At 74.4% G+C, this 24,370-nt stretch carries 24 protein-coding genes and 1 pseudogene; 14 read left to right on the plus strand and 11 right to left on the minus strand.

Annotated features, from left to right (window positions below):
- Window positions 1-19: 19 nt before the first annotated feature.
- On the plus strand, window positions 20-1,408 hold the full coding sequence (locus OP86_RS03625) for an NADP-dependent succinic semialdehyde dehydrogenase (protein ID WP_030255163.1): 1,389 nt from the start codon (window positions 20-22) through the stop codon (window positions 1,406-1,408).
- A 24-nt stretch (window positions 1,409-1,432) separates the two neighbouring features.
- On the opposite strand, the gene OP86_RS03630 is transcribed toward OP86_RS03625, so the two are convergent.
- Both OP86_RS03630 and ku read right to left on the minus strand, forming a co-directional pair.
- Window positions 1,433-1,714: a hypothetical protein gene (locus OP86_RS03630; RefSeq protein WP_030058399.1), complete on the minus strand. Its 282-nt coding sequence runs from the start codon at window positions 1,712-1,714 to the stop codon at window positions 1,433-1,435.
- 48 nt (window positions 1,715-1,762) lie between these two features.
- Window positions 1,763-2,752, minus strand: a complete 990-nt coding sequence (ku, locus tag OP86_RS03635) for a non-homologous end joining protein Ku (protein WP_030058398.1) — start codon at window positions 2,750-2,752, stop codon at window positions 1,763-1,765.
- A 202-nt stretch (window positions 2,753-2,954) separates the two neighbouring features.
- Here ku and OP86_RS03640 point away from each other — a divergent pair, with 202 nt between their 5' ends.
- From OP86_RS03640 to OP86_RS38645, 3 genes are all read left to right on the plus strand, one after another.
- Complete coding sequence (locus OP86_RS03640) at window positions 2,955-3,134, plus strand: hypothetical protein (RefSeq protein WP_030255168.1); 180 nt, start codon at window positions 2,955-2,957, stop codon at window positions 3,132-3,134.
- A 232-nt stretch (window positions 3,135-3,366) separates the two neighbouring features.
- The gene (locus OP86_RS03645) at window positions 3,367-4,806 is read left to right on the plus strand and encodes an amino acid permease (protein WP_030058396.1); all 1,440 of its coding nucleotides are present in this window, start codon (window positions 3,367-3,369) and stop codon (window positions 4,804-4,806) included.
- 222 nt (window positions 4,807-5,028) lie between these two features.
- Window positions 5,029-6,201: a helix-turn-helix domain-containing protein gene (locus OP86_RS38645; RefSeq protein ID WP_030255171.1), complete on the plus strand. Its 1,173-nt coding sequence runs from the start codon at window positions 5,029-5,031 to the stop codon at window positions 6,199-6,201.
- Window positions 6,202-6,651: 450 nt separating this feature from the next.
- On the opposite strand, the gene OP86_RS03660 is transcribed toward OP86_RS38645, so the two are convergent.
- Window positions 6,652-7,440: a S1 family peptidase gene (locus OP86_RS03660; protein ID WP_030058392.1), complete on the minus strand. Its 789-nt coding sequence runs from the start codon at window positions 7,438-7,440 to the stop codon at window positions 6,652-6,654.
- A gap of 143 nt (window positions 7,441-7,583) precedes the next feature.
- On the opposite strand from OP86_RS03660, the pseudogene OP86_RS34525 reads away from it, so the two are divergent.
- The 3 genes and pseudogenes from OP86_RS34525 to OP86_RS03675 all read left to right on the plus strand — a co-directional run.
- Window positions 7,584-8,063, plus strand: a pseudogene (locus OP86_RS34525) (EI24 domain-containing protein); the annotation flags it as partial.
- Between the two features lie 538 nt (window positions 8,064-8,601).
- Window positions 8,602-9,291 (plus strand): aggregation-promoting factor C-terminal-like domain-containing protein, encoded by a 690-nt coding sequence (locus OP86_RS03670; protein ID WP_030255176.1) that lies wholly within the window; start codon window positions 8,602-8,604, stop codon window positions 9,289-9,291.
- A 243-nt stretch (window positions 9,292-9,534) separates the two neighbouring features.
- On the plus strand, window positions 9,535-10,539 hold the full coding sequence (locus OP86_RS03675; protein WP_051829639.1) for a glycosyltransferase family 2 protein: 1,005 nt from the start codon (window positions 9,535-9,537) through the stop codon (window positions 10,537-10,539).
- A 22-nt stretch (window positions 10,540-10,561) separates the two neighbouring features.
- Here the strand turns inward: OP86_RS03675 and OP86_RS03680 are convergent, their stop codons facing one another.
- Complete coding sequence (locus OP86_RS03680; RefSeq protein ID WP_234434764.1) at window positions 10,562-11,224, minus strand: HIT family protein; 663 nt, start codon at window positions 11,222-11,224, stop codon at window positions 10,562-10,564.
- Between the two features lie 166 nt (window positions 11,225-11,390).
- Here OP86_RS03680 and OP86_RS03685 point away from each other — a divergent pair, with 166 nt between their 5' ends.
- A complete protein-coding gene (locus OP86_RS03685) occupies window positions 11,391-14,282 on the plus strand; it encodes an FAD-binding and (Fe-S)-binding domain-containing protein (RefSeq protein ID WP_033330888.1) in 2,892 nt (963 codons plus the stop codon).
- Window positions 14,283-14,318: 36 nt separating this feature from the next.
- Here OP86_RS03685 and OP86_RS03690 read toward each other — a convergent pair whose 3' ends face one another.
- Window positions 14,319-14,804, minus strand: a complete 486-nt coding sequence (locus OP86_RS03690) for a hypothetical protein (RefSeq protein ID WP_030058387.1) — start codon at window positions 14,802-14,804, stop codon at window positions 14,319-14,321.
- A gap of 75 nt (window positions 14,805-14,879) precedes the next feature.
- Here OP86_RS03690 and OP86_RS38650 point away from each other — a divergent pair, with 75 nt between their 5' ends.
- Both OP86_RS38650 and OP86_RS03700 read left to right on the plus strand, forming a co-directional pair.
- On the plus strand, window positions 14,880-15,500 hold the full coding sequence (locus tag OP86_RS38650; protein WP_030058386.1) for a TetR/AcrR family transcriptional regulator: 621 nt from the start codon (window positions 14,880-14,882) through the stop codon (window positions 15,498-15,500).
- A 32-nt stretch (window positions 15,501-15,532) separates the two neighbouring features.
- Window positions 15,533-15,952 carry a PaaI family thioesterase gene (locus OP86_RS03700; RefSeq protein WP_030058385.1) on the plus strand — a complete coding sequence of 140 codons (420 nt, stop codon included), beginning with the start codon at window positions 15,533-15,535 and terminating at the stop codon, window positions 15,950-15,952.
- 96 nt (window positions 15,953-16,048) lie between these two features.
- On the opposite strand, the gene OP86_RS03705 is transcribed toward OP86_RS03700, so the two are convergent.
- Window positions 16,049-16,501 (minus strand): CBS domain-containing protein, encoded by a 453-nt coding sequence (locus tag OP86_RS03705; RefSeq protein ID WP_030058384.1) that lies wholly within the window; start codon window positions 16,499-16,501, stop codon window positions 16,049-16,051.
- A 76-nt stretch (window positions 16,502-16,577) separates the two neighbouring features.
- The gene (locus OP86_RS03710) at window positions 16,578-17,588 is read right to left on the minus strand and encodes a slipin family protein (RefSeq protein WP_078588416.1); all 1,011 of its coding nucleotides are present in this window, start codon (window positions 17,586-17,588) and stop codon (window positions 16,578-16,580) included.
- A gap of 146 nt (window positions 17,589-17,734) precedes the next feature.
- On the opposite strand from OP86_RS03710, the gene OP86_RS03715 reads away from it, so the two are divergent.
- Window positions 17,735-18,523, plus strand: coding sequence for a uracil-DNA glycosylase (locus OP86_RS03715; RefSeq protein WP_051829640.1), 789 nt, complete (start codon window positions 17,735-17,737; stop codon window positions 18,521-18,523).
- 45 nt (window positions 18,524-18,568) lie between these two features.
- On the opposite strand, the gene OP86_RS03720 is transcribed toward OP86_RS03715, so the two are convergent.
- Window positions 18,569-19,447, minus strand: a complete 879-nt coding sequence (locus tag OP86_RS03720) for a CHAD domain-containing protein (RefSeq protein WP_051829641.1) — start codon at window positions 19,445-19,447, stop codon at window positions 18,569-18,571.
- A gap of 156 nt (window positions 19,448-19,603) precedes the next feature.
- On the opposite strand from OP86_RS03720, the gene OP86_RS03725 reads away from it, so the two are divergent.
- The 3 genes from OP86_RS03725 to OP86_RS03735 all read left to right on the plus strand — a co-directional run bounded on the left by OP86_RS03725 (window position 19,604) and on the right by OP86_RS03735 (window position 22,037).
- Window positions 19,604-20,278, plus strand: coding sequence for a hypothetical protein (locus OP86_RS03725; protein ID WP_030058380.1), 675 nt, complete (start codon window positions 19,604-19,606; stop codon window positions 20,276-20,278).
- Window positions 20,279-20,450: 172 nt separating this feature from the next.
- Window positions 20,451-21,266, plus strand: a complete 816-nt coding sequence (locus tag OP86_RS03730; RefSeq protein ID WP_030058379.1) for a DsbA family protein — start codon at window positions 20,451-20,453, stop codon at window positions 21,264-21,266.
- Between the two features lie 120 nt (window positions 21,267-21,386).
- Window positions 21,387-22,037: a vitamin K epoxide reductase family protein gene (locus tag OP86_RS03735; RefSeq protein ID WP_030058378.1), complete on the plus strand. Its 651-nt coding sequence runs from the start codon at window positions 21,387-21,389 to the stop codon at window positions 22,035-22,037.
- A 33-nt stretch (window positions 22,038-22,070) separates the two neighbouring features.
- Here the strand turns inward: OP86_RS03735 and OP86_RS03740 are convergent, their stop codons facing one another.
- The 3 genes from OP86_RS03740 to OP86_RS03750 all read right to left on the minus strand — a co-directional run bounded on the left by OP86_RS03740 (window position 22,071) and on the right by OP86_RS03750 (window position 24,368).
- Window positions 22,071-22,571 (minus strand): NUDIX domain-containing protein, encoded by a 501-nt coding sequence (locus OP86_RS03740; protein ID WP_030058377.1) that lies wholly within the window; start codon window positions 22,569-22,571, stop codon window positions 22,071-22,073.
- A gap of 114 nt (window positions 22,572-22,685) precedes the next feature.
- Window positions 22,686-23,759: a serine hydrolase domain-containing protein gene (locus tag OP86_RS03745; RefSeq protein ID WP_051829642.1), complete on the minus strand. Its 1,074-nt coding sequence runs from the start codon at window positions 23,757-23,759 to the stop codon at window positions 22,686-22,688.
- Window positions 23,760-23,816: 57 nt separating this feature from the next.
- Window positions 23,817-24,368, minus strand: a complete 552-nt coding sequence (locus tag OP86_RS03750; RefSeq protein WP_051829643.1) for a GNAT family N-acetyltransferase — start codon at window positions 24,366-24,368, stop codon at window positions 23,817-23,819.
- Window positions 24,369-24,370 lie beyond the last annotated feature (2 nt).

Genomic DNA, 24,370 nt, shown 5'->3' on the forward strand with positions numbered 1-24,370 from the left:
ACCCCCCTCGGGAGCCCGCATGCCCATCGCCAGCGTCAACCCCGCGACCGGCGAGACCCTGGAGACCTTCGAACCGCTCGACGCGGCCGGCATCGAGCAGCGGCTGGCCCGCGCCGAGGCCGCCTTCCACAGCTACCGCGGCACCCCGTTCGCCGCCCGCGCCGAGCTGATGCACCGCGCCGCCGACCTGCTGGACCAAGGCCTGGAGGCGGTCGCCCGCACCATGACCGAGGAGATGGGCAAGCCGCTCGCCGCCTCCCGGGCCGAGGCCGCCAAGTGCGCGAAGGCGATGCGCTGGTACGCGGACCATGCCGAGGCGCTGCTCGCCGACGAGCACCCGGCCGCGGCCGACGTCGCCGACTCCGGCGCCGCCCGCGCCTACGTCCGCTATCGGCCGATCGGGCCGGTGCTGGCCGTGATGCCGTGGAACTTCCCCTTCTGGCAGGTGATCCGGTTCGCCGCGCCGGCCCTGATGGCGGGCAACGTCGGCCTGCTCAAGCACGCGTCCAACGTGCCGCGCACGGCGGTGGCGATCGAGGAGCTGTTCCGCCGGGCCGGCTTCCCGGAGGGCTGCTTCCAGACCCTGCTGATCGGCTCGGGCGCCGTCGAGGGCGTGGTCCGGGACCGCCGGGTCGCCGCCGTGACCCTCACCGGCAGCGAGCCGGCCGGGCGGGCGGTCGCGTCCGCCGCGGCGGACGAGGTCAAGAAGGCCGTGCTGGAGCTGGGCGGCAGCGACCCGTACGTCGTCCTGCCGAGCGCCGACCTGGACGCGGCGGTGCGCACCGCCGTCCGGGCCCGGGTGCAGAACAACGGCCAGTCCTGCATCGCCGCCAAGCGCTTCATCGTGCACACCGACGTCTACGACCGCTTCACCGCCGGCTTCACCGGGGCGATGCGCGCCCTGCGGGTCGGCGACCCGATGGACGAGGCCACCGACGTCGGCCCGCTGGCCAGCCGCCAGGGCCGGGACGACCTGGAGGAACTGGTCGAGGACGCCCGGACCCACGGCGCCCGGGTGGAGTGCGGCGGCGGGCGCCCGGAGGGCTGGGACACGGGCTACTTCTACGAGCCGACGGTGCTGACCGGCATCACCCCGGCGATGCGGATCCACCAGGAGGAGACCTTCGGGCCGGTCGCCACCGTCTACCGGGTGGCCGACCTGGACGAGGCCGTCGCGCTCGCCAACGACACCCCGTTCGGCCTGAGCGCCAACGTCTGGACGACCGACGCGGCCGAGCAGGAGCGCTTCGTGCGCGACATCCAGGCCGGCGGGGTGTTCTTCAACGGGATGACCGCCTCCCACCCGGCGCTGCCCTTCGGCGGCGTCAAGCGCTCCGGCTTCGGCCGGGAGCTGTCCGGGCACGGGATCCGGGAGTTCTGCAACGTCACCACGGTGTGGATCGGCTGAGCCCTCCCGGACCCTCCGGCCGGGTCAGGCCGCCATCCGGTGCCTGCCCCGGCCGGGCGTCATCCAGCGGGCGATCACGCCGCCCATGGCGACGACCGTCAGGCCCCAGAAGATCGCCATCAGCACCAGCATCGACGTCAGGCTCACCTGGGCGGCGACCATGCCGAGGCCGACCGACAGCGCGACCATGAACGTCACCACGGTCGGGCTGAGGGTGAGCAGCCAGGCCCAGGCCCGGTGCCCCGGGCTCTGGTCCTTCGGGGCTTCGGGGCCCGTTTCGAGTTCCTTGTAGGTCAGCAGGTCCATCGGGATCGCCTCCAATGCTGGACGGGAGGGAAAGCCTGGCCCGGAGGGTCAGGAGGCCTTGCGCGGAGCGGTGGACTTCCGGGCGGTGGTCTTCTTCGCCGCCGGGGCCTTCTTCGCCGTGGTGGTCTTCTGCTCGGCGGCGGGGGCGTTCTTCTTCGCGGCGGCACGCCTGCGCGCAGCGGGCTTCCCGTCCTTCGCCGACGCCGTGCCCGGCTCCGGCTCCGGCTCCGAGTCTCGCGCCGGCTCCCTGGCCGGACCGCGCCCGCCCTTGGCCTGCTTGAGGCTGCTGCGCAGCGCCTCCATCAGGTCGATGACGTTGTCCGGCGCCTCGCCGGGCTCCTCCTCGTGCGGGATCTCGACGCCCTCCAGCCGCGCGGTGATCACCTGCTGCAGCGCCTGCTGGTAGTCGTCGTGCAGCTGGGACAGGTCGAAGTCCTCGGAGAGGGTGTCCATCAGCGACCGCGCCATCTTGAGCTCCTGCGGCCGGACGGTGACGTCCTCCTCGGGCGCGATCCCGGCCGCCGGGCGGACCTCGTCGGGCCAGATGCAGGTCTGCAGCACCAGGGTGTTGTCGTGCACCCGCAGCACCGCGGGGGACTCCCGGGTGCGCAGCGCGATCTTGGTGACGGCGATCTGGCCGGAGTCGGTGAGCGCGTCGCGCAGCAGGGCGTACGGCTTGGCGGCGGCCTTGTCGGCGACGCCCACGTAGTAGGCCTTGGAGAACATCAGCGGGTCGATCTCGCCCTCGTCGACGAAGGCCAGCACGTCGATGATCTTCTTGCTCGGCAGTGGCAGGTCGGCGAGGTCCTCGTCGCTGAGCGTGACCGTCCGCCCGTCGGGGGACTCGTACCCCTTGGCGATCTCCGCGTACGGGACCTCCTTCTCCTCCCGCTCGCAGTAGCGCTTCATCCGCACCCGGCCGCCGTCCTTGGCGTGCACCTGGTGCAGCGGGACGTCGTGCTCCTGCGTCGCGGAGTAGAGGTGGACGGGGATGCTGACCAGCCCGAAGCTGATCGTCCCCTTCCAGGTGGTCTGCATGGGGTCGCTCCTGACCGGCGCCGGGAACCGACCGCGCCGAGAACGCTCGGGGAATGCTCCGACGATGCCCCGAGAGTCCCACTCTGCTCTGGTTTGCCCCGATCGGCCACACCGCGTCGACAATGGGCCGAGGAGGTCGATGCGGATGTCCGCCACAGGCCGGTCCGGCCACGCTCCGCCACCGGACCGTACGACGTACCGGGTGAGCTACACCGCGTTCGGCGACGGCCGGGTGCGCGAGGACGAGGTCACGCTGGTGCCCGGGTACTCCCGGGAGGGCGACATCCCGCGGATCCTCGCCGCCCGGCTCGCCGGCCGGCCGTCGGGGCGCCGGCCCGGGCGTCCGCCGGAGGTCGTCGTCCTCGATTTGAGCGAGATCTGACCTCACCCGGCCTCCACCGACCTGACGATGCGTCAGATATGAGCTTTCCCGACCCCCATTACACCTGCCCTGACCTGGGCTTTTATGTCCGGTGAGCGAACAGTTATCAAAGGATTGTTCCGATACTCGGGCGTAGAAGTTAGGTTGCACCGCAATGCGCGGGTCTGTCCCCCCACCCTGTGGCGCGACGAGCCGAGGGTCGCCGCGCTGGAAAGGCACAAGGCACCCCTAGATGAGTGCGAACACCACGAAGCCGGCGGCAACCGCCCAGGTCCCCCACCAGGCGGGGCCGCACGGGCACGGCGGCGACGGCCACCTGAAGGCCGGGCTCAAGAACCGCCACCTGTCGATGATCGCCATCGGCGGCGTGATCGGCGCCGGCCTCTTCGTCGGCTCCGGCGCGGGCATCGCGTCCACCGGCCCCGGCATCCTGCTGTCCTACGCACTGGCCGGCGCACTGGTCGTGCTGGTGATGCGGATGCTCGGCGAGATGGCCGCGGCCGACCCGCAGAGCGGCTCGTTCTCGGCGTACGCGGACCGCGCGCTGGGCCGCTGGGCCGGCTTCAGCATCGGCTGGCTGTACTGGTTCTTCTGGGTCGTGGTGCTCGCGGTCGAGGCGACGGCCGGCGCGAAGATCCTCAACCAGTGGGTGCCCGGAGTGCCGCAGTGGGGCTGGGCGCTGATCGTGATGGCGGTGCTGACCTCCACCAACCTCTTCTCGGTCGCCTCCTACGGCGAGTTCGAGTTCTGGTTCGCCGGGATCAAGGTGGTCGCGATCGCCGCCTTCCTGGTGATCGGCACGCTGGCCGCCTTCGGCCTGCTGCCCGGCACCCACGCGGTCGGCGCCGGCAACCTGACCGGCCACGGCGGCTTCCTGCCGCACGGCGTGGGCGCGGTGTTCACCGGCATGCTGACCGTGGTCTTCGCCTTCATGGGCAGCGAGATCGTCACCCTGGCCGCCGGCGAGTCGGAGGACCCGCAGAAGGCGGTCACCAAGGCCACCAACAGCGTGATCTGGCGCATCGGGATCTTCTACCTGGGCTCGATCCTGCTCGTGGTCACCCTGCTGCCCTGGGACTCGGCCGAGGTCAAGGCCAGCCCGTACGTGGCCGTGCTGAACCACATCGGCATCCCGGGCGCCGGCCAGGTGATGGACGTCATCGTGCTGACGGCCGTCCTCTCCTGCCTCAACTCCGGGATGTACACGGCCTCCCGGATGGCCTTCTCGCTCGGCCAGCGCGGTGACGCCCCGAAGGCCTTCGCCAAGGTGACCGATCGCGGCGTGCCGCTGGTCGCCATCCTCTCCTCGGTGGTCTTCGGCTTCGTCGCCGTCTTCTTCAACTACACCTCGCCGGACACGGTGTTCGCCTTCCTGCTCAACTCCTCCGGTGCGGTCGCGCTGTTCGTCTGGCTGGTGATCTGCGCCACCCAGCTGCGGATGCGCAAGATCATCGAGCGGGAGATGCCCGAGCGCCACACCGTCCGGATGTGGCTGTACCCGTACCTGACCTGGACCGCGATGGGCATGATCGGGTTCGTCATGGCGTACATGTTCACCGACGCCGACGGGCGCAAGCAGATGTACCTGTCGCTGGTCGCCGCGGCGATCGTGCTCGCGGCCTCGGCCGTGGTGGGCCGACGGCGGCGGGCCGCGGTGGCGGCGGGGTCCTGACCCGTCCACACCGCTCGGAAACGCCGGGCCCGGGAGCCGTTGCGGAGGCTCCCGGGCCCGGTGCCGTTCTCCGGGCCACCGCCGCACGGAGACGACACCGGCAGGACGTCCGCACGACGCCGGTACGACGCCGGCACGACCTCGTTTGACCAAGGCACGTCAAGGGGGATACCTGGGCATGGCGCTCCCCCATGAGCGTCCCCCACCCCTCCGGGAGACCCCGTGCCACCCCTGCCCGCCCCCACACCGCCCCAGCCCCGCACCGAACCCGAGTCCGCGCGCCAGCACTTCGGGCGCCGGCTCCGCCACTGGCGCGAGGCCCGCGGCCTCAGCCAGACCGAGTTCGGCCGCCTGCTCGGCTACCACAACTCGCTGATCAGCCGGGTGGAGAACGCCCGCCGCTGGCCGCCGCCCGGAATGCCCGCCCGGGCCGACGAACTCCTGCTCGCCGGAGGCGAGTTGGCGGCGCTGTGGCAGACCGTCCGACAGGAGCGCGAACGCCTCGACGAACTCGCCGCCACCACCCGGCCACCGCTCACCGCCGGGGCCGCCCCGCCGGACGCGGCCACCGTCGAGGTGCTCGCCCACCTGCTCGCCGGCTACCGCGCCGCCGCCCGCCGGATCGGCGGCGAGGAGCTGACCGCCGTCCTGGAGCACCACGCCCGCACCCTGGCCGGCTGGCAGCACACCGCCCCCCGCACGAGCCTCGCCGCCGTCCGCTCGCTCGCCGCCCAGTACGCCGAACTCGCCGGCTGGGCCCACTTCGAGGGCGACCGCTGCGCCCGCGCGCACAGCTGGTACGCCACCGGGCTGGAGTGGGCGCGCGCGACCGGCGACCGGGCCACCACGGCCGCACTGCTCGCCCGGCAGAGCACCCTGCACTGGTGGAACGGCGACCCGGCCACCGCACTGGCCCTCGCCGAGGCCGCCCGGGCGGCCTCCCCTCCGCTGCCCGAACTCCGGGCCTGGGCCGCCGTCGCCAAGGCCCACGCCCACGCGCTGGTCGGCGAAGCACCCCAGGTGCGCCAGGCGCTCGCGGACGCCCGCAGACTGACCGAGGCCGCCCGGCGCTCCGGCGAGCCGACGCCCTGGTCGGCCCGCGCCGACCTGGTGCTGGCCGTCGCGCACGGCACCTGCCACCGGGACCTCGCCGTCCACACCGGCCGCCCCGCCCACGCCCGCACCGCGGCGGCCCGACTGGAGGACGCCCTGGCCCTGCTCGACCCGGCCGCCCACCCGCGCGACCACACCCTGGTCACCGCCCGCCTCGCCGGCGCCCACGCCCGGGCCGGCCACCCCGACGCCGCGACCGCCCTGCTCGCCCGCCTGCCCCCGGGCACCACCGGCCGGATCGCCCGCGAACAGCGCCGGGCCCGGGAGTGGCTGCGCAGCTGAAGGCCCGGGCAGGGCGGGCCCTGCCCGGGCACGGCGACCGCGGTTCAGTTCACGCAGCCCGGCACCGCTCCGACCGGGCGGCACTGGTTCGGGGTGTTGCCGCTGACGGTGGTGGAGGTGAGCGTCACGCTCGCGGTGCCGGGCGAGACGAAGATTCCGCCACCGTCCGACGCGGTGTTCCCGGTGACCCGGCTGGCGACGAGGTTGGCGCTCCTGTGATCACCGGCATCGCATTGACCGCGTTGTCGGCGCTCGAAGGCCGTCGGCATTCACACCGGGCGTTCGTTCGCTCACGGTGCGCGCATCCTGGCGGCGCGCTCCCAGCCAACCGCCGCACCGCGGCGCACGCCACACGGAGTGGGCCGATCGACGCCGCGCCCACCACACGCGGCAGGACCGGCCACCACCTGCGGGTGTGGTGACCGGCCCTGCCGTGTCAGCCGTACCGGCTCAGAGGCCGGCGGCCGCGGCGGCGATGTCGGCCGCGTAGGTGCTCACCTGGGTGTAGACCCCCGGGTAGCCGGCGCGGGCGCAGCCGTTGCCCCAGCTGACGATGCCGACCTGGATCCAGCGGCCGGCCGCGTCCTGGCGGACCATCGGGCCGCCGGAGTCGCCCTGGCAGGTGTCGACGCCGCCCTGGTCGACGTAGCCCGCGCAGAGCGAGCCGGCGGTGTTCAGGCCCGAGTAGGCACCGGCGCAGGTGGCGTCGTCGACGAACGGGACGTTGGCCTTGAGCAGGTACCGCTGCTGGGCACCGCCCTCGCGCGCGGCGCCCCAGCCCATGATGGTGAAGGTGCCGTTGTCGTAGGCCGTGGAGGTGGCGATCGGCAGGGTGCTGACCAGGCTGCTGTTCACCGGCGAGGCCAGCTTGATCAGCGCCCAGTCGTCGCCGTTCTCGGCGCCGGTGAAGGCGGGCGACTGGTAGACGTACGAGGAGTGGACCTTGATCGCGCTGCCGCTGCGCAGGTCGACCACGCCGAAGGTGGCGGTGATGCTGCTGTCGGCGCCGGTGCCGTCGACGCAGTGGGCGGCGGTGAGCACGATCTGCGAGGTGTAGAGCGCGCCGCCGCAGCCCATCGAGAGCCGCACCATGAACGGGAACTCGCCCTGCGCCGCCCGCGTGCCGCCGACCACCGTCGGCGACGGCGCGGGCGAGGCGACGGCGGGCAGTACCAGCGCGCCGGCGCCTAGCACCAGGCCGGCCAACAGGCTGAGGAATCTGCCGAGTTGACGCTTCATCACGATCCTCCTTGCAAGTGGGGGAAGACCGAGAGTGGCCCGGCGAGCGGCGCGGCAGGGAGGGGCCCGACCTTGCCGGTCGAATCTGGCAGGAACACGGCAATGCGGGGTTCCGGGTGCGAAGGCCCCAGGGCCCGGGCGCGAAGGCCGAGGGCGGCGCACCCACCCCACCGGACTCCCCGCTCTGGCGCGAGCTGCTGATCGCGGTGCGCGACGGCGTGTCCGTGCTGGTGCGGGTGGCCGCGTTCGGTGTGGTGCTGTTCGCCTGCGGGTTCATCCCGGTGGTCGGGCAGACGCTCGTCCCTGCGCTCGGCTTCCTGGTGTCCGGCTTCTTCCTGACCGTCGAGCTGACGGCCGTCGCGCTTCAGCGGCGCGGGGTGCCGCAGCGCGAGCGGATCCGGCTGCTGCGCGCCCGGCTCGGACTGGCGCTGGGCTTCGGCACGCCGCTGGTGCTGGCCTTCCTGGTGCCGCTGGTGACGGTGCTCGCCATGCCGGGGGCCGTCGCCGGCGCCACCCTGCTGGCCCGGGACCTCGTCCCGACCGGGGTGAGGAAGGAAGAGGGGACGCAAGGGGAGGGGGAGCCGACCCCCCGGGAACCCGTACGCGACCCCGTGAGGCCGTGACCGCCCGGTCACTCTGCGTCGAACTCGTACGGTCCGGCGTGTGAGGCCGCCCACAGGGGGCCCGGCGTCTACGACCCTCGCTAGTGGACGAGCGCCGGGCAGCCCCCGCCGGAGTGCCGCGACCTCAGGCCGTCCGGGCCGCGGCCCGTCGTCAGCCGCCTGAAGAACGCAGGCCACCGCGCCTGTCACCCTTGCGCTCCTCCGATGCCTCCTGCCCGCAACCTTCAGGTGCGCAATACGGACAAATAGCACTAAATCCTTCGCCCGGCCTTGCCGCGGCCGTCCCGCGGCCACTACCCGGCGTAGTAGCAACCCCCTTTGCCACCCGTCCCGGGCCCTGCCAAGAATGGCCCGTCGCCAGGCAGCGCGGCCCGCCCCGACCAGGCGCCGCCGCGCAGCCCGCCCGCCCCGCCGCTTCCGCCGGGGCCCGCGCGGCCGTCCCGGACGGCCGCGCGGGCCCCGCTCACCCGGAGCCCGTGCGATGCGCCGCGCCCGGCACCACCGGCACGGCCCCCGACGGAGAAGGAACGCCCGCTTCATGCAGCTCAGCCATGCCCGCCGCAACTCCCTGATCACCGGCATCGCCACCTTCGTGGTCGCGAGTGCCGCCACCGCCGCCCTCGCCCTCCCGCAGGCCGGGAACGCCGTCGAGGCCGCCGCCCCCGCGGCCGCCGTCTCGGTGGACGGCAAGCCGGTCACCGACCAGGCCCAGGCTGACACCGCTGCCGCTGACCAGCAGGCCGCCCAGGAGGCCCAGGCGAAGGCCCAGGCGGACGCCGCCACCCAGGCCGCGGCGCAGGCGCAGGCCCAGGCGCAGGCCCAGGCCCAGGCGCAGGCCGCGGCCGACGCGAAGGCCCAGGCGGACGCCAAGGCCAAGGCCGACGCGGACGCCGCCGCGTCCCGCTCCCAGGAGCGCCCGAACCTCGCCGCCACCACCTACTCCGGCACCCCGCAGCAGATCGCCGCGCAGATCGTCCCGGCCGGCCAGCTGCAGTGCTTCAGCAACATCGTGTTCCACGAGAGCAGCTGGAACCCGATGGCCGTCAACGCCTCCTCCGGCGCCTACGGCCTGGTCCAGGCCCTGCCGGGCTCCAAGATGGCCTCCGCGGGCGCCGACTGGCGCACCAACCCGGCCACCCAGATCAAGTGGGGCCTCGACTACATGAACACCCGCTACGGCAGCCCCTGCGCCGCCTGGTCGTTCTGGCAGACGCACCACTGGTACTGAGCCGACCGGCTCCGGCCCGACTGGCACTGAGCCGGCCCCACCCGCTCGGCACCCCCCGGGGGCCCGCGACGCACCGCCGCGTCGCGGGCCTCCGCCGTTCGCCCGCGTCCTTCCTGACGTGGACGCGTCCGGAAGGCGACGTGAAGATATGGCGCACGGTCGTACGATTTGCCGCTAATTGATCGGAATTACGCACCGTCAGGGCTTTGCCACGGTTCGCGGGCCCTCTTACGCTCCGGCGTCATGCCCTCCCCCCTGATCAGCGTCGTGCTCCCCGCGTACGACCAGCACGAACAGCTCGCCGACTGCCTGGACTCGCTGCTCGCGCAGTCCCTGGCCGACGTCGAGGTGATCGTGGTCGCCGACCGCTCCCCGGAGACCGCCGGCGGGCTCGCCGACGCGTACGCGGCGCGGCATCCGCGGGTGTCCGTGCTGCACCTGAACGCGGCGGTCGGCGTCGGGGTGGCCCGGAACGCGGGGGCCGCCCGGGCGACCGGCGACCACCTGCTGTTCCTCGACGCGGACCACCTGCTGCCCCGGGACGCGCTCCAGGCGCTCGCCGACCGGCTGAAGCAGACCGGCCCGGTGGACGTGCTGCTGTTCGGCCACTCCCGTCGGCACCAGGACCGGGACTGGCCGGGCGGGGCCGAGGCGCTGCTCGCCGAAGCCGGCCCCGAGGTGTTCGCCCCCTTCGACCGGCCCGAGCTGTTCGGCGCGCCGCCGCTGGCCTGGGACCGGCTGATCCGCCGCGGCCACTGGGAGGAGCTGGGGCTCGCCTTCCCGCCCGGCCGCTACGAGGAGGTCCCGGTGGTGCACGCCGCGCTGCTCGGCGCGCGGAAGGCCGCCGTGCTGGCCCGCGAGTGCGTCCAGCTGCGCCGCCGGGAGACCGTCCACCCGTCGAGCGGGCCCGGCAGCAGCGTCTTCGACCTGTTCGAGCAGTACGAGCGCACCTTCGCCCTGCTGGAGGAGCAGCCGCACCTGTACGCGGTGCGGGACGCCCTGTTCGTCCGGATGATCCGGCACTACCTGTTCGTCTTCGACCTCGCCGGCTGCGTCACCCGCGCCGAGCGGCCGCAGTTCTTCCACCGGGCCGCCGAGCACCACCGCCGCTTCCAGCCGCCGGGCCACCGCCGGCCCGGCGGCCGCGAGGGAATCAAGTTCTCGCTGCTCGCGGGCGGCGCCTACCCGGCCTTCGAGGTCGCCAAGCTCTCCCACATCGCGCGCGGCACGCTCACCGGGCGGAAGTAGCGCGGGGCTGTTCCCGAGCCGCTCAGCGGTGCGCGGTGCCGCCGTCCGCGGCCATCGCGGCGGCGATCCGGCGGGCACGCTCGGCCGCCACCCCGGCGGGCAGCGGCGGCAGCACGTCCATCCACAGCGGCAGGGTCGAGCCGCGCAGCTGCGTCATCCCCTCGGGCCGGCCGATCAGCCACAGGTGCAGGTGCGCGGCGCCGTCGCCCCAGCGGTTCACATGGACCCGGCCGATGCCGCCGAGTGACAGCACCGCCCGCTCCACCCGCTGGAGCATCGGCCCGAGCCGCGCGGACAGCTCGGGCGGCAGGTCCAGCAGGTCGTGGTGGGCGCGGGGCTGGAGCAGCAGGGCGGCGGGCAGGCCGGTCGGCTCGTCGGTGGCGCTGAGCCGCCAGTGCTCGTCGGTCCAGAGGAAGTCGTAGTCCGGCCGGGCGCACTGCTTGCAGCCCTGCGGGCCGTCCTCGCCCTGCCGGGGCGGCTCGGGCAGTTCGGGGGCGCGCAGCCGCCGGACGGTCAGCTCGCCCTCGTACGGGAAGATCTCCCAGGACGGCGCCCCGTCCGCCGGGAAGGGCAGCGGCTCGCCGATCGGGAGGCCGGCCAGGTAGGCGCCGGGGCCGGCCGGGTCGCCGGTCGCGGAGTCGGTCGCATCGTCGGTGGGGTCGTCGGCCGCGGAGTCGGTGATCATGACCGCCGAGCGTGCCACAGGACACCCCGTCGGCGGTACCCCCGTCGCGCCCGGTACCCCTTCGCCGCCGCGGCTGCGATCATCGGGCCCGCGGCCCGTCCTCGCCCCGCAGGCGGGAGTTCGACGACGGGCCCCGACCCTCGTCGCCCCCTCCGGGAGGTCCCTGGTGAGCCGTCCGTCCGCCGTCCCCGGCGCCGAGCTGGCCCGTGAGCTGGCCGCCGTGCTGCGCGGGGAGGTCCGCTTCGGCGCCGCCGAACGGACCGTCTACAGCCACGACGCGTCCAACTACCGGCAGCTGCCGCTCGGCGTGGTCAAGCCCGCCGACCCGGACGACGTCCGCACCGCGCTGGCGCTCTGCCGCCGGTACCGGGTGCCGGTCGTGGCGCGCGGCGCCGGGACCAGCATCGGCGGGCAGGCGATCGGCCCGGGCGCGGTGGTGCTGGACTTCCGCCGCCACCTCGGCGAGGTGCTGGAGATCGACCCTGCGGCCCGCACCGCGCGCGTCCGCCCCGGCACCGTCCTGGACGACCTCCAGCGCGCCGCCAGGCCGTACGGGCTGCGCTTCGGCCCGGACCCGTCCACGCACAGCCGCTGCACCGTCGGCGGCATGATCGGCAACGATTCCTGCGGCTCGCACTCGCTCGCCTGGGGGCGCACCGCCGACAACGTCGAGCAACTGGAGCTGCTGCTCGCGGACGGCACCGAGCTGACCGTCGGCGGCCGGCTCACCGCCGCCGAGCGCACCGCGCTCGCCGGGCAGCCCGGGCGGGCCGGCGAACTCCACCGCGAGCTCCAGGAGTTCACCGACCGCAACCTCGCCGCCATCCGCCAGGGCATGCCCCGGCTGCCGCGCCGCACCTCCGGCTACCCGCTGGACGCGCTGCTGCCCGAGCACGGCCACGACCTCGCCCGGGCGCTCACCGGCACCGAGGGCACCTGCGCACTGCTGCTCGGCGCCACCGTCCGCCTCGTCGAGGACCCGCCCGCGCGCGCCCTGGTGGTGGCCGGCTACCCCGACGAGGGCGCCGCCGCCGACGCCGTCCCCGCGCTGCTGCCGTACGGGCCGCTGACCGCCGAGGGCATGGCCGCCGACCTGATCGCCGCGCTGCTCGCCGCCGGCCCGCGCCCGCCCGCACTGGACCGGCTGCCCGCCGGCGAGTGCTGGCTGTTCCTGGAGACCGGCGGCGACACCCCGTTGGCCGCCTACCAGGCCGCCCGCCGGCTCGCCGACGCGGTACGCCGCGAGCGCTCGGCCTCCGTCGCCCTGGTCACCGACCCCGCCGAGCAGCGCCAGCTGTGGGCCGTCCGGGAGGCCGGCGCCGGGATCGTCACCCGGCTGCCCGGGGGCGGGGAGGCCTGGCCCGGCTGGGAGGACTCCGCCGTCCCGCCCGAGCGGCTCGGCGACTACCTGCGCGACCTCCGCGCCCTGCTGCGCCGGCACAGCCTGCGCGGCGTCCCGTACGGGCACTTCGGCGACGGCTGCGTGCACCTGCGGATCGACTTCCCGCTGGACGAGCCCCAAGGGGTGCTGGTCTTCCGGGAGTTCCTGGAGCAGGCGGCCGATCTCGTGGTCTCGTACGGCGGTTCGCTCTCCGGCGAGCACGGCGACGGCCAGGCTCGGGCCGAACTGCTGCCGCGCATGTACCCGCCCGACATCATCGGCCTGTTCGGCGAGTTCAAGCGGATCTGGGATCCGGAGAACCTGCTCAACCCCGGCGCCCTGGTCGACCCGCGGCCGCTCGACGCCGACCTGCGCTTCGTCACCGCCCCGCGCCGCCCGCTGCCGCTGGCCCTGCCGTACGAGCAGGACGGCGGCAGCCTGGTCAAGGCGGTGCACCGCTGCGTGGGCGTCGCCAAGTGCGTGGACCCGACCACCGGGGTGATGTGCCCGAGCTACATGGCCACCGGCGAGGAACGGCACTCCACCCGGGGGCGGGCGCGGCTGCTCGCCGAGATGCTGCGGGGGGACGCGATCCCCGACGGCTGGCGGTCCGAGGAGGTCCGGGAGGCGCTCGGCCTCTGCCTGAGCTGCAAGGGCTGCGCGAGCGACTGCCCGGTCCACGTCGACATGGCGACCTACAAGTCCGAGTTCCTGTACCAGCACTACCGGCACCGGCCGCGCCCGCTCGCGCACTACTCGATGGGCCGACTGCCGCTCTGGCTGCGGGCCGTCGCGCTGGCGCCCGGGGCCGCCAACACGCTGGTCCGCTCACCGCTCGGCGGGCTGCTCAAGCGGCTCGGCGGGATCGACCCGCGCCGGGTACTGCCGGTCTTCCCGCCGGAGACCTTCACCGCCTGGTACCGCCGGCACCACGCCGCGCACCCGGCACCGCCCGGCGCACGCCCGGTGCTGCTCTGGCCGGACACCTTCTCCGACCACCTCCAGCCGAACGTGCTGCGCTCGGCCGTCGAGGTGCTGGAGCACCTGGGCTTCGACGTCCGGCTGCCCTCGGGCCCGGTCTGCTGCGGCCTCACCTGGTACTCCACCGGCCAACTCGACGCCGCCCGCCAGGTGTTGCGGCGCAGCCTGCGGGCCGTCGCGGCGACCGGGCTCCCGGCCGGCACCCCCGTGGTCGGCCTGGATCCGAGCTGCACCGCCACCCTGCGCGAGGACCTGCCCCGGCTGCTCGGCGCGGACGGCCGACCGCTCGCCGAACGCACCCGCACCTTCGCCGAGTTCCTCGACGAGTACGCCCCGGACGCCCCGCTCCCGCACGTGCCGCTGGGGGCCGTCACCCAGACCCACTGCCACCAGCACGCCGTGCTCGGCTCCGCCGCCGACCGCCGGGTGGAGGCCCGACTCGGCCTGGACAACCGGGTGTTGGACTCCGGCTGCTGCGGCCTGGCGGGCAACTTCGGCTTCGAGCGGGGCCACTTCGAGGTGTCCGAGGCGATCGCGGAGCGCGTCCTGCTGCCCGAGCTCCGGGCGGCCGGGCCGGACACGGTGGTACTGGCCGACGGCTTCAGCTGCCGCACCCAGATCACCCAACTCGCCGGCGGGAGGCAGGCCCTGCACCTGGCCGAGCTGATCGCCCGGGCGCTGCGCACCCCAGACTGACCACCCGCACTACCGGTGCTACCGGCGCAACCGGTGCTACCGGCCGAAGGGTCGCCGCTCCGGCGCGAACGGGACTCCGGAGGCGAGTGCGCGGAAGCCGACGACCAGCGCCTCCCCCAGGAAGCCGACGCCGATCGACAGTTGGACCGGCCGGGCGTCCCGGGCGAGGCCGAAGTGCTCGGCGAGCAGGCTGAAGCCGGCCATCACGGCCAGGGAGAGCGCCGCGACCAGGAAGGTCCGCCCGACATAGCGCTGCCACAGCACCCCGTCGCGCTCGTAGACCCGGATGGTGGCGCCGCGCACCGCCCCCAGTGCGACGCCCAGCACGGCGCCCGCCGCGACCCACGCGTAGTCGCCCGGGCCGAGGCCGTGGTGCTGGAGCAGCGCCCAGACGCCGAGGCCGGTGAGCACCACCGGCGGCCCGAACAGGTCCCGCGCGTTGAGCGGTTCACCGCGCAGCCGTCGGATCACCACCGCCACGACCACCGCGGCGATCAGCCCCGCATGCACCCAGCCGTTCATCGTCCGCACTCCCCCAGTTTTTTAGCTCGACCGTGCTAAATCAGCAATTTAGCCCACCCGTGCTATAACGGCAACATGCCGAAGATCGTCGACCCCGTGGAACGCCGCCAGGCCGTCGCCGACGCCGTCCTGCGCGTCGCCGCCCGGGAGGGCCTGGAGCACGCCTCACTGCGCAACGTCGCCGAGGAGGCCGGGCTCGCCATCGGCTCGGTCCGGCACTACGTCGCCGGCAGCTCCGATCTGATGATCTTCGCGATGCAGGAGCTGGCCCGCCGGATCGACACCCGCATCCGCACCCACGCCCGCGCCCTGCTCGACCCGGCCCCGGCCCCCGGCACCGACCGGCGCGAGCAGACCGCGCGGCTGCTCGCCGAGACCCTCCCGCTGGACGCCGAGCGCCGGGAGGAGTCCGCGCTCTGGCTCTCCTTCGTCACCGCCGCCCGCACCCGGCCCGAACTGCGGCCCCGCGCCGCCGAACTGCAGAGCGGCCTGGACGTGCTGGTCCGACACGTCCTGACCGAGATCGAACGCGCCGGCGCCCTGACCCCCGGCCTGGACCTCGACATCGAGACCCGCCGCCTCTCCGCCCTCCTGGACGGCCTCACCCTGCAGGCCGTCCAGCACCCCGAGCTGGTCGGCCCGGAGGAGCTGCGCGCGGTGCTCCGCCGCCATCTGGACACCCTGTCGGTTTCCTGACACCCCGCCAACACTCTTGGCACAATGGCGCGATGACCCTCACCATCGCCGAGGCGGACAAGCTCCTGGCCGACCACTTCGCCCCCTGGGTGCAGGCCCTCGGCCTGTCGACCACCGAGACCGGCGAGCGCCACGCCGTCCTGCGCCTGCCCTGGTCCGACCAGCTCGCCCGCGAGGGCGGTGCACTGTCCGGCCAGGCCCTGATGGCCGCCGCCGACACAGCCTGCGTGATCGCCCTCTCCGCGGCCCGCGGCGGCTTCGGCCCGGTGACCACCGTCCAGCAGTCCACCAGCTTCCAGCGCGCGGTCGTCGACCGGGACGTCCTGGTGCACGCCCGGATCACCAAGCTCGGCCGCCGGATCGCCTTCCTCGACGTCACCCTCACCCCCGAAGGCACCGAGGCCGCCGAGGAGCCCGCCGCCCAGGCCACCGCCGTCTACGCCCTGGGCTGACCCCACGCGGCCCCCGCCCGGCACGGCTGCGGCCCCGCCCTCGCCGGGGCGGGGGCCGCAGCCGTGCCGGGCGGGGGCCGCGTGCGTACGGCGCTGTCAGCCCTGCAAGGCCTCCTTCTTGGGCGGCTCCTCCGCGCAGACCGCCGACACGAACTCCGCGAGCCGCGCCGACGGCAGCCCGCGTGCGATGTCCGCCTCGCTGATCATGCCGACCAGCTTGTGCTCCGGGTGGTTGATCACCGGCAGCCGGCGGACCTGGTACTGCTCCATCACCCGCAGCACCTGCTCGCAGTCCTCGTCCGCCTCCACCGTCATCGGCCGCCCCTGGGCCAGCTCGCCCGCCGTCACCTGCGCCGGGTCACGCCCCTCCGCGACGCAGCGCAGCACGATGTCGCGGTCGGTCACGATGCCGAGCAGCCTGTCGTTCTCCCCGCAGATGGGCAGTGCGCCCACATGCCTTTCCCGCATGATCCGGGCGGCGGCCGCGAGCGTCTCGTGCTCGCGGATGCACTCCGCGCCCGGGTGCATGATGTCGCCGGCTCTGGTCATGGTCCGCCTCCTGACCTGGCTTGATCCCCCTCGTCCATCCTGGTCCGGGCCGATGGCACCCGCCACCGGGCACCCGTCACGACGTCTCCTTCGGCTCCGTACGCTCCCCCGCCTCGACCTGCCCGTCCGGCTCCGCCGGCCCGCCCTCCAGGTCCGCGCCCTCCAGCGGCGAGTGGGACAACAGCTCCTCCAGCGGCGGGATTTCACGCCGGGGCGGCTCCTGGTCGAACTCGCCCTCCGGTATCTCCCCGCTCTCCACAGCGTCCTCCGCGGCCTTCGCCCCGGCGGCGACCGCGGCGGCCGTCAGCAGGTTCCGCTGCTGGACCTCCGTCGCGCTGTCCAGGAAGCGCAGCAGCTCCACCGGGAAGGGCAGCACCAGCGTCGAGTTCTTCTCCGCCGCCACCTCCACCACGGTCTGCAGCAGCCGCAGCTGGAGCGCAGCCGGGGTCGCACTCATCACCGCCGCCGCATCCGACAACCGCGCCGAGGCCTGGTACTCGCCGTCCGCCGTGATGATCCGCGCCCGCCGCTCCCGCTCGGCCTCCGCCTGGCGCGCGATCGAGCGCTTCATCGACTCCGGCAGGGCGACGTCCTTGATCTCCACCCGGTCGATCTCGATGCCCCAGCCCAGCGCCGGACTGTCGATCATCAACTCCAGCCCCTGGTTGATCGGTTCGCGGTTGGCCAGCAGGTCGTCCAGCTCGCTCTTGCCGATGATCGACCGCAGCGAGGTCTGCGCGACCTGGGAGATCGCGAAGTTGTAGTCCTGCACGTTGACCGTCGCCTTCACCGGGTCCTCGACCCGGAAGTAGACCACCGCGTCCACCCGCACGGTCACGTTGTCCCGGGTGATGCCCTCCTGCGCCGGGATCGGCATCGTCACGATCTGCACGTTCACCCGGCGCAGCCGGTCCGCGATCGGCATCAGCGCGACCAGCCCCGGCTCCCGGACCTCGTCGCGCACCCGCCCGAAGCGGAACACCACGCCCTTCTGGAACTGCTGGACCACCCGAATGCTCAGCGCCGCCCACAGCGCCCCCAACCCGGCCAACCCCCCGAGAGCACCCAGCACCGCATCGACGATCATCGCGGCCTCCTCGCGGCCTCCGCGCACACCGGCGCGTCCGACCACCGCCGACCGGGCCCGGCCGGGGCCGCCGGAGCAACTGATTCCACGCTACGCCTGCCCGGAACCCACCGGGACGACAGTGCCCCGCACCCTAGGATCGGGCCATGCCGATCGAGGCCGCCCCACAGTCCCCCGCCGACAACCCCGGCGACCCCCGTCACCCCGCCGAGGCCGCCGCCCGGGCCCGCGGACTCGCCGCCCTCGACCGTGTCGTCACCGGCTGCCGGGCCTGCCCCCGCCTGGTCGAGTGGCGCGAGGAGACCGCCCGTACCAAACGCCGCGCCTACCAGGACTGGGAGTACTGGGCCCGCCCCATCCCCGGCTTCGGCCCGCCCGACGCCCCGCTCGTCCTGGTCGGCCTCGCCCCCGCCGCCCACGGTGCCAACCGCACCGGCCGGATCTTCACCGGCGACCCCTCCGGCGACCTGCTCTACGCCGCCCTGTACGACCTCGGGCTCGCCAACCGCCCCGAATCCGTGCGCCACGGCGACGGCCTGGAACTGCACGGCGTACGGATCACCGACCCGGTCCGCTGCGCCCCGCCCGACAACAAGCCCAGCACCGCCGAACGCGACACCTGCCGGCCCTGGATCACCCGCGAACTCCAACTGCTGCGCCCCACCGTACGGACGGTCGTCGCCCTCGGCGGCTTCGCCTGGCAGGCCCTGCTCCCGGTGATCGCGGACGCCGGCTGGCAGGTCCCCCGTCCCCGGCCCGCCTTCGGCCACGCCGCCCGGGTCGACCTCCCCGCCCGTGACGGCGGCCCCGACCTGCGGCTGTACGGCTGCTACCACGTCAGCCCGCGCAACACGAACACCGGCCGGCTGACCACGGACATGCTCCGGAGCCTGCTGCGCGAGGCGGCGCGCTCGGCCGGCCTCAGCCCCCGGTAGCCGCCTCCGCCTCCGCCACGTCCACGTCCAGGCCCGCCGCGGCCGCTACCCGAAGCGCGCCAACGTCCGCTTCCCAGCCCGCTTCCACACCCCCGGCAGCCGCTCGCGCGCCGCCTCCTGCGCGGCCAGCTGGCGGCCGTAGAGGACGCCGTAGCCGAAGGGCTCGGCGCCCGCCGCCGGCTGGGCGGCGAGGGTGGCGGCGGCGACCACGGCGTCCTGGTGTTCGCCCAGCACCTCCTGGACGGCCTTCATCCGCTCCGCGTAGCGCTCGGCCCGGGCGCCGACCGCCGGGGCGGCGGTCTCGCCGGCGTAGCGGGCGCGCTTGGCCGCCTTGCGGGCCTCGTGCAGGGCGCGGTCACGGTCCTCGGGGCCGGCGGCGAGGGCGGTCCGGACCCGGTCCCCGGTGCGGCGCTGTTCGCGCGCGGCGACGCGGGACAGCTCGGGGGCCGCGGGGCGCGCGGCCCTGCGGCGCAGCGGCGGGGAGGCGATGAGGGCGGCCAGCGCCTCGCCGAGGGCGCGGCGGCGCGGGCTGTCGAGGGCGGCGAGCACCTCGGGCCAGACCTCGCGGTACGCGGCCTTTCCCCACCGCTCCAGCGCGGCGGCGACCCGTTCCGGATCGCACTCGGCGGGCAGCTCGCGGGCCTGCGCGGCCAGCCGTGCGGCCAGCACCTCGCGGTCGCGGGCGCCACCGAGGGCGCCGGCCAGCCAGCGCAGCTCCGCGACCAGTTCATCCGTCGCGCCGGGGGTGAACAGCCGCCGGAAGGTCTGCAGGGCGCTGCGCAGCCGCCGGCAGGCGACCCGCATCCGGTGCACCGCGTCCGGCTCGTCCGCCCGGACGGCGTCGTCCAGGCCGGCCAGCACCGCCGCCTGGGCCTCGATCCGGGCCAGCAGCACCTGCCCCACCGTGGTCTCGGGTTTCGCCATGTGCTCACCCCTCCGTCGAGGTCGCCGGGGAACGCTTCCAGGCTAGAACCTGCCCGGGGCGGCCGGGAGAGGGCGCAGGGTAGTGAGCGGGCGTCAGCCGGGACAGGGGCGTACGGGCCTCGTGCGGGGTGCGAGCGTCATGACATACTCCGGAGCGTGACGACCTCCACCCACACGACCAGGGCCCTGCGGGCCGCGGTGTTCACCGCGCTCGCCGTGCCGATGGCCGCGCTGGGCCAGGTGGTCATCACGGGCCGCCCGCTGCCGCTGTCGCTGGTGGCCTCGGCGTGCGTCGTCGTCTTCCTGGTCGCGGCCGTCGTGGCCGGCGGGGAGCGGCGGATGCTGCACATCTCCGCAGTGATGGTGCCGGTCGAGCTGCTGCTCAACACCACCTTCAACCTGGGCCAGACCAGCTGTGGGCCGATGTTCACCGGGCAGGTCCCCGCGCACGGGGTGAACCTGCTGGTCTGCGGCGGCGGTTCGATGGACGGATCGCTGCTCTCCGGTCCGCTGGGCCACGCCGGGCAGTTGGCGCCCGCGGCGACCCAACTGCTGCTCCTGCTGGTGCACCTGGTGATCGCGCTGGCCGCCTCCGCCTGGCTGCGGCTGGGCGACGCGGCCCTGTCGGGCCTGGCCCGGGCGCTGCGGGCACTGCAGAAGTCGCTGGCCCGCCCGCTGCGCGCCCTGCTCGTCCTGCTGGTCCCCGCCCCGGTTCGCCCGGTGCTGCGGGTGCCGCTGCCGGTGTCGGACCGCGTGCGGCCGCGCCGCGAGGACGTGGTGCTGAGCCCGGCGCCCCGGCGCGGCCCGCCGGCCTTCGCGCCTGCCTGCTGATCGCTTCCGTACCGGTTCACCCCCGTACGCGATCCCCCTTCCGTACCCGGCCGGACGACGGCCCCCGTACGCCCGCAGGCAGTGCGCACGACTCCCGCGTTCACCCGACCCCGCCGCACCCGGTGCGGTTTCCCGCGCGCACCCGCGCGCCGCGTACAGGAGTTGACTTCCCATGGCTCAGGCCCCCAGCAAGCAGCAGGCCAAGCGCATCAGTGCCCGTGAGCGGATCCAGGAGGCGCAGCGCCGCGAGCAGCAGACCGCCAAGCGCCGTCAGCGGATCGTCGTGTCGGTCTCCGCCGTCGTCGTGCTCGCCCTCGCGGGCGGTGTCGCCGTCGCCGTCAACTCGGCGTCGAACAAGGACGACAAGGCCTCGGCGGCGGCGAGCTCGGCCCCGCTGGTCGTTCCGGCCAACGCGACCGGCCCGGACGGCACGGTGATCACCTACGGCAAGGCGGACGCCCCGCACACCATGGAGGTCTACGAGGACTTCCGCTGCCCGATCTGCAAGCACTTCGAGGCGGCGAACGGCGACACCGTCAAGAAGCTCACCGAGGACGGGCAGATCAAGGTGGAGTTCCACCTGGCGGCGTTCCTGGACAAGAACCTCGGCGGCAAGGGCTCGCGCACCGCGCTGGCCGCCGCCGGGGCCGCCCTGAACGAGGGTGTGGACAAGTTCAAGCAGTTCCACGACGTGCTGTACGCCAACCAGCCCGACGAGCGCGAGGACGGCTTCGGCGACGTCAACCACATCCTGGACCTGGCCGGCCAGGTGCCCGGGCTGAAGACGGACGCGTTCGTGAAGGCCGTCACCGACAGGACCTACGCGCCGTGGGCGGCGAAGGTCGCGGACGCGTTCAACAGCAGCGGGGTGACGGGCACTCCGACGGTCAAGGTGGACGGCAAGCCGGTCACCCTGTTCGCCGGCAACGCCGTCGTCTCGCCGGAGCAGTTCACCGCGATGGTCAAGCAGGCCGCCGGCCTGCAGTAAGGCCGGCCGCAAGGCCCTGCAGTAAGGCCTGCAGTAAGGCCTTCCCACCGCACGGCACCACCGGCCCGGCCGACTCCCGGCCGGGCCGGCCCTCCCCCGCCACCACCGGAGTGTGCTGCCATGTCCGCCGCTACCACCGTGCACCCCGCCCGTCCCGCCCCGGACGCCTCCGGCCGGGCCCCGATCGGGGCGAGCCGGGCCTTCGCGATCCTGCTGTTCCTCGGCGGGCTGGTCGGGCTGGCCGCCTCGGCCGTCCTGACCTTCGACAAGCTCCGCATCCTGGAGAACCCCTCCTACATCCCCAGTTGCAACATCAACCCGGTGATCAGCTGCGGTTCGGTGATGCGCACTGAGCAGGCGGAGGTGTTCGGCTTTCCGAACCCGCTGCTGGGCCTGGCCGCCTTCGGTGCGCTGGCGGCGATCGGCGCGGGGCTGCTCGCCGGTGCCGCGTACCGGCGCTGGTTCTGGCTGGGCCTGCACGCGGGCACCGCGCTGGGCGTGGTGTTCGTGCACTGGCTGATCGACCAGGCGCTGTACGACATCGGCGCGCTGTGCCCGTACTGCATGGTGGTGTGGGCGACGGTGGTGGCGCTGTTCTGGTACACCACGCTGCACAACCTGCGCTCGGGCGTGATCCCGGTGGGCCCGCGGCTGCGGGTGGTGGTGCGGGAGGCGGCCCGCTACCACTGGGCGCTGCCGGTGTTGTGGGCGGCGGTGATCGCGCTGCTGGTCCTCAACCGCTTCTGGTACTACTGGAGCACCCTCGTCTGAGCGTCCTTCAGCCCGTATCCGTCAGCCCGTCCGTCAGCCCACGTACCCCGCCGAGTGCAGCAGCGCGGCGGCGCCGGTCCGCCGGGCCTCCAGGGCCCCGGTGAGCCGGCGCGCCGCGCAGGGGTGCAGCAGGGCGGCGGCCTGCGCGGGGGTGAACCAGCCGTGGTCGGCGATCTCCTCGACCTGGAGGCGGACCGCCACGCCCGCCTCGGCCGTCCCGCCGTCGAACATGAACTGCACGGCAGGGTGGGCGTGTTCGCCCTGGTCGGGGATGGCGTCGCGCCACTCCACCACGAGCAGCCGGAGCGCGCCGGCGACCAGCCCGGTCTCCTCGCGCAGTTCCCGCGCCGCGCATTCGGCGGGCCCCTCCCCCGGGTCCATCCCGCCGCCGGGGAACTGCCACTGGTCGCGGTAACTGGCCTTCAGCAGCAGGACCTTGCCCGCCGCATCGGTGAGCAGCACGCTGCAGCCGACGTAGGCGCGCACCAGCCGGGCGAGCCACTCCTCCTCCGTGAGTGCCCAGGTGTCCGTCATCGCGCCTCCTCCGCCGGGTGCCGTTCTCGTGCACACTCTGCCGCGATCGCCGCCCCGCAAACGGTGGTTCGTACTCCATCACCCGAACGAGTGCCGAGGGGATCCGGACAGGCCCTAGCCGAAGACCGCCTGCCGGAAGGCGTTGCGCAGGTCGGTGAGCGGCTGGGTGAGGCGGTCGTAGTGCACCTTGTTGGTGAGCAGCAGCGCCCAGCGGCCGAGCCGCGGGGAGATCCAGAAGCCGGTGCCGGTGAAGCCGTAGTGGACGAAGGTGCCTTCGGCGGGCTCGGTGCCGGGGGCGTACAGCCAGGACAGGCCGCGGGCGGGCCGCAGTCCGCCGGTCTGCTCGCGCAGTGACTCCCGGATCCACGGCTCGCCCCAGGGTGGTCCGGGCGGCGGGGCGAGCAGCGCGGTGAGGAAGCGGGCGAGGTCGCGGGCGGTGGAGAAGGCCCCGGCGTTGCCGGAGACGCCGCCGAGCAGCCGGGCGGAGGGGTCGTGGACGACTCCGCGCAGGTGGTCGCCGGCCCGCTCCTCGTACTCGGTGGGCGCGGTCCGGGCGGTGAGCGCGGCGTCGAGCGGCCCGTACCGGGTGTCGGTCATGCCCAGCGGGTGCCAGGTCCAGCGCGCGGCGAGTTCGTCCAGCGGCGCGCCGCCGAGGTCCTCGACCAGGTAGCCGAGCAGTACGGCGGCGCGGTCGGTGTACTCGACTGCCGTGCCGGGCGCGCGGCCCGGCGGGGCGGCGATCACCCCGGCCCGGATCGCGGCGGGCTCGCGCCCGTAGAGCGACTCGAAGCGGGTGTACGGGAGCATCCCGGCAGTGTGGGCGAGGAGCCCGCGGGCGGTCACCGCGCCGACGGGGTGCCCCGCGGCCGGCGGCCACCAGCGCCCCAGCGGTTCGTCCAGCGGCAGCCGCCCGGCCTGCCAGAGCGCCCCGGCGCAGGGCCAGAGCGCGACGATCTTGGTGAGGCTCGCCAGGTCGTAGAGCGTGTCCGGCCCGGGTGCGAGCCGCGCGTACGGGCCCCGGCCGAGCGGGCCGTGGCTGCCGCCGCCGAGCGGGCCCCCGGCGTCGCCGACGGCCCAGACGGCGCCCGCCCCGACGGTGCGGACGCCCTCGCGGACCAGCCGGTCCAGCTCCCCGCCCGGTGCGGCCAGGGCGGGGAGCCGGTCGGCTCCGGGTGCTCGGTGGCTCATGCCGTCCCCCAGGGCGTCGTGTCAGGGCGCCGGGAGCCTACCCGGGGCGGCGGCCGCTCAGACCGCCGCGGCGGACCCCTCGGCGGGCTCCTGGCCCAGCTCCGGGCCGAGCTCCTTGCCGAGGCAGACGCTCAGCGGGTGGTCCTTGTAGAAACCGAACTTCCGGATCGCGACGTAGCCCTCGGACTTGTACAGCGCGATGGCCTCGGGCTGCTGGCTGCCGGTCTCCAGGATGAACCGGGTGCGGCCGGCCTCGACGGCCGTCCGCTCCAGGCGGCGCAGCACGGCCCGGGCCAGACCGCGGCCGCGGGCCTCGGGGACCACGAACATCCGCTTCAGCTCGGCGTCGCCGTCGCGCAGGCCGTCCGGGCCGGCCTGCTTGGCCCGCCAGCCGCCGCAGGCGACCGGACGGCCGTCCAGGTAGGCGATCAGGAACAGTCCGGCCGGCGCCTCGAAGTCCTCGGGGCTCATCTCGGTGAAGTCGGGGTCGCCGTAGCGCCGGACGTACTCCTGTTGCACCTCCGCCGACAGGGCCTGGGCATCGGGGTGGGCGTAGCCGGTGATGCGGAACTCGACGGTGCCGGTGTCCTTGGTCGTGCTGGTGTCCATGG

This window comes from Streptomyces novaecaesareae (assembly GCF_000716875.1).
In the GTDB taxonomy this organism is placed as follows: Bacteria; Actinomycetota; Actinomycetes; order Streptomycetales; family Streptomycetaceae; genus Kitasatospora; species Kitasatospora novaecaesareae.

Excerpts from the sequence above, each read along its gene's own strand:
- OP86_RS03675 (WP_051829639.1), top strand. The coding sequence starts at position 9,535 with ATGCCCTCCCCCCTGATCAGCGTCGTGCTCCCCGCGTACGACCAGCAC.
- OP86_RS03645 (WP_030058396.1), top strand. The coding sequence starts at position 3,367 with ATGAGTGCGAACACCACGAAGCCGGCGGCAACCGCCCAGGTCCCCCAC.
- OP86_RS03670 (WP_030255176.1), top strand. The coding sequence starts at position 8,602 with ATGCAGCTCAGCCATGCCCGCCGCAACTCCCTGATCACCGGCATCGCC.
- OP86_RS03630 (WP_030058399.1), bottom strand. The coding sequence starts at position 1,714 with ATGGACCTGCTGACCTACAAGGAACTCGAAACGGGCCCCGAAGCCCCG.
- OP86_RS03750 (WP_051829643.1), bottom strand. The coding sequence starts at position 24,368 with ATGGACACCAGCACGACCAAGGACACCGGCACCGTCGAGTTCCGCATC.
- ku (WP_030058398.1), bottom strand. The coding sequence starts at position 2,752 with ATGCAGACCACCTGGAAGGGGACGATCAGCTTCGGGCTGGTCAGCATC.
- OP86_RS03720 (WP_051829641.1), bottom strand. The coding sequence starts at position 19,447 with ATGGCGAAACCCGAGACCACGGTGGGGCAGGTGCTGCTGGCCCGGATC.
- OP86_RS03730 (WP_030058379.1), top strand. The coding sequence starts at position 20,451 with ATGGCTCAGGCCCCCAGCAAGCAGCAGGCCAAGCGCATCAGTGCCCGT.
- OP86_RS03710 (WP_078588416.1), bottom strand. The coding sequence starts at position 17,588 with ATGATCGTCGATGCGGTGCTGGGTGCTCTCGGGGGGTTGGCCGGGTTG.
- OP86_RS03680 (WP_234434764.1), bottom strand. The coding sequence starts at position 11,224 with ATGATCACCGACTCCGCGGCCGACGACCCCACCGACGATGCGACCGAC.
- OP86_RS03690 (WP_030058387.1), bottom strand. The coding sequence starts at position 14,804 with ATGAACGGCTGGGTGCATGCGGGGCTGATCGCCGCGGTGGTCGTGGCG.
- OP86_RS03745 (WP_051829642.1), bottom strand. The coding sequence starts at position 23,759 with ATGAGCCACCGAGCACCCGGAGCCGACCGGCTCCCCGCCCTGGCCGCA.
- OP86_RS03700 (WP_030058385.1), top strand. The coding sequence starts at position 15,533 with ATGACCCTCACCATCGCCGAGGCGGACAAGCTCCTGGCCGACCACTTC.
- OP86_RS03740 (WP_030058377.1), bottom strand. The coding sequence starts at position 22,571 with ATGACGGACACCTGGGCACTCACGGAGGAGGAGTGGCTCGCCCGGCTG.
- OP86_RS38650 (WP_030058386.1), top strand. The coding sequence starts at position 14,880 with ATGCCGAAGATCGTCGACCCCGTGGAACGCCGCCAGGCCGTCGCCGAC.
- OP86_RS03625 (WP_030255163.1), top strand. The coding sequence starts at position 20 with ATGCCCATCGCCAGCGTCAACCCCGCGACCGGCGAGACCCTGGAGACC.
- OP86_RS03715 (WP_051829640.1), top strand. The coding sequence starts at position 17,735 with ATGCCGATCGAGGCCGCCCCACAGTCCCCCGCCGACAACCCCGGCGAC.
- OP86_RS03705 (WP_030058384.1), bottom strand. The coding sequence starts at position 16,501 with ATGACCAGAGCCGGCGACATCATGCACCCGGGCGCGGAGTGCATCCGC.
- OP86_RS03660 (WP_030058392.1), bottom strand. The coding sequence starts at position 7,440 with ATGAAGCGTCAACTCGGCAGATTCCTCAGCCTGTTGGCCGGCCTGGTG.
- OP86_RS03735 (WP_030058378.1), top strand. The coding sequence starts at position 21,387 with ATGTCCGCCGCTACCACCGTGCACCCCGCCCGTCCCGCCCCGGACGCC.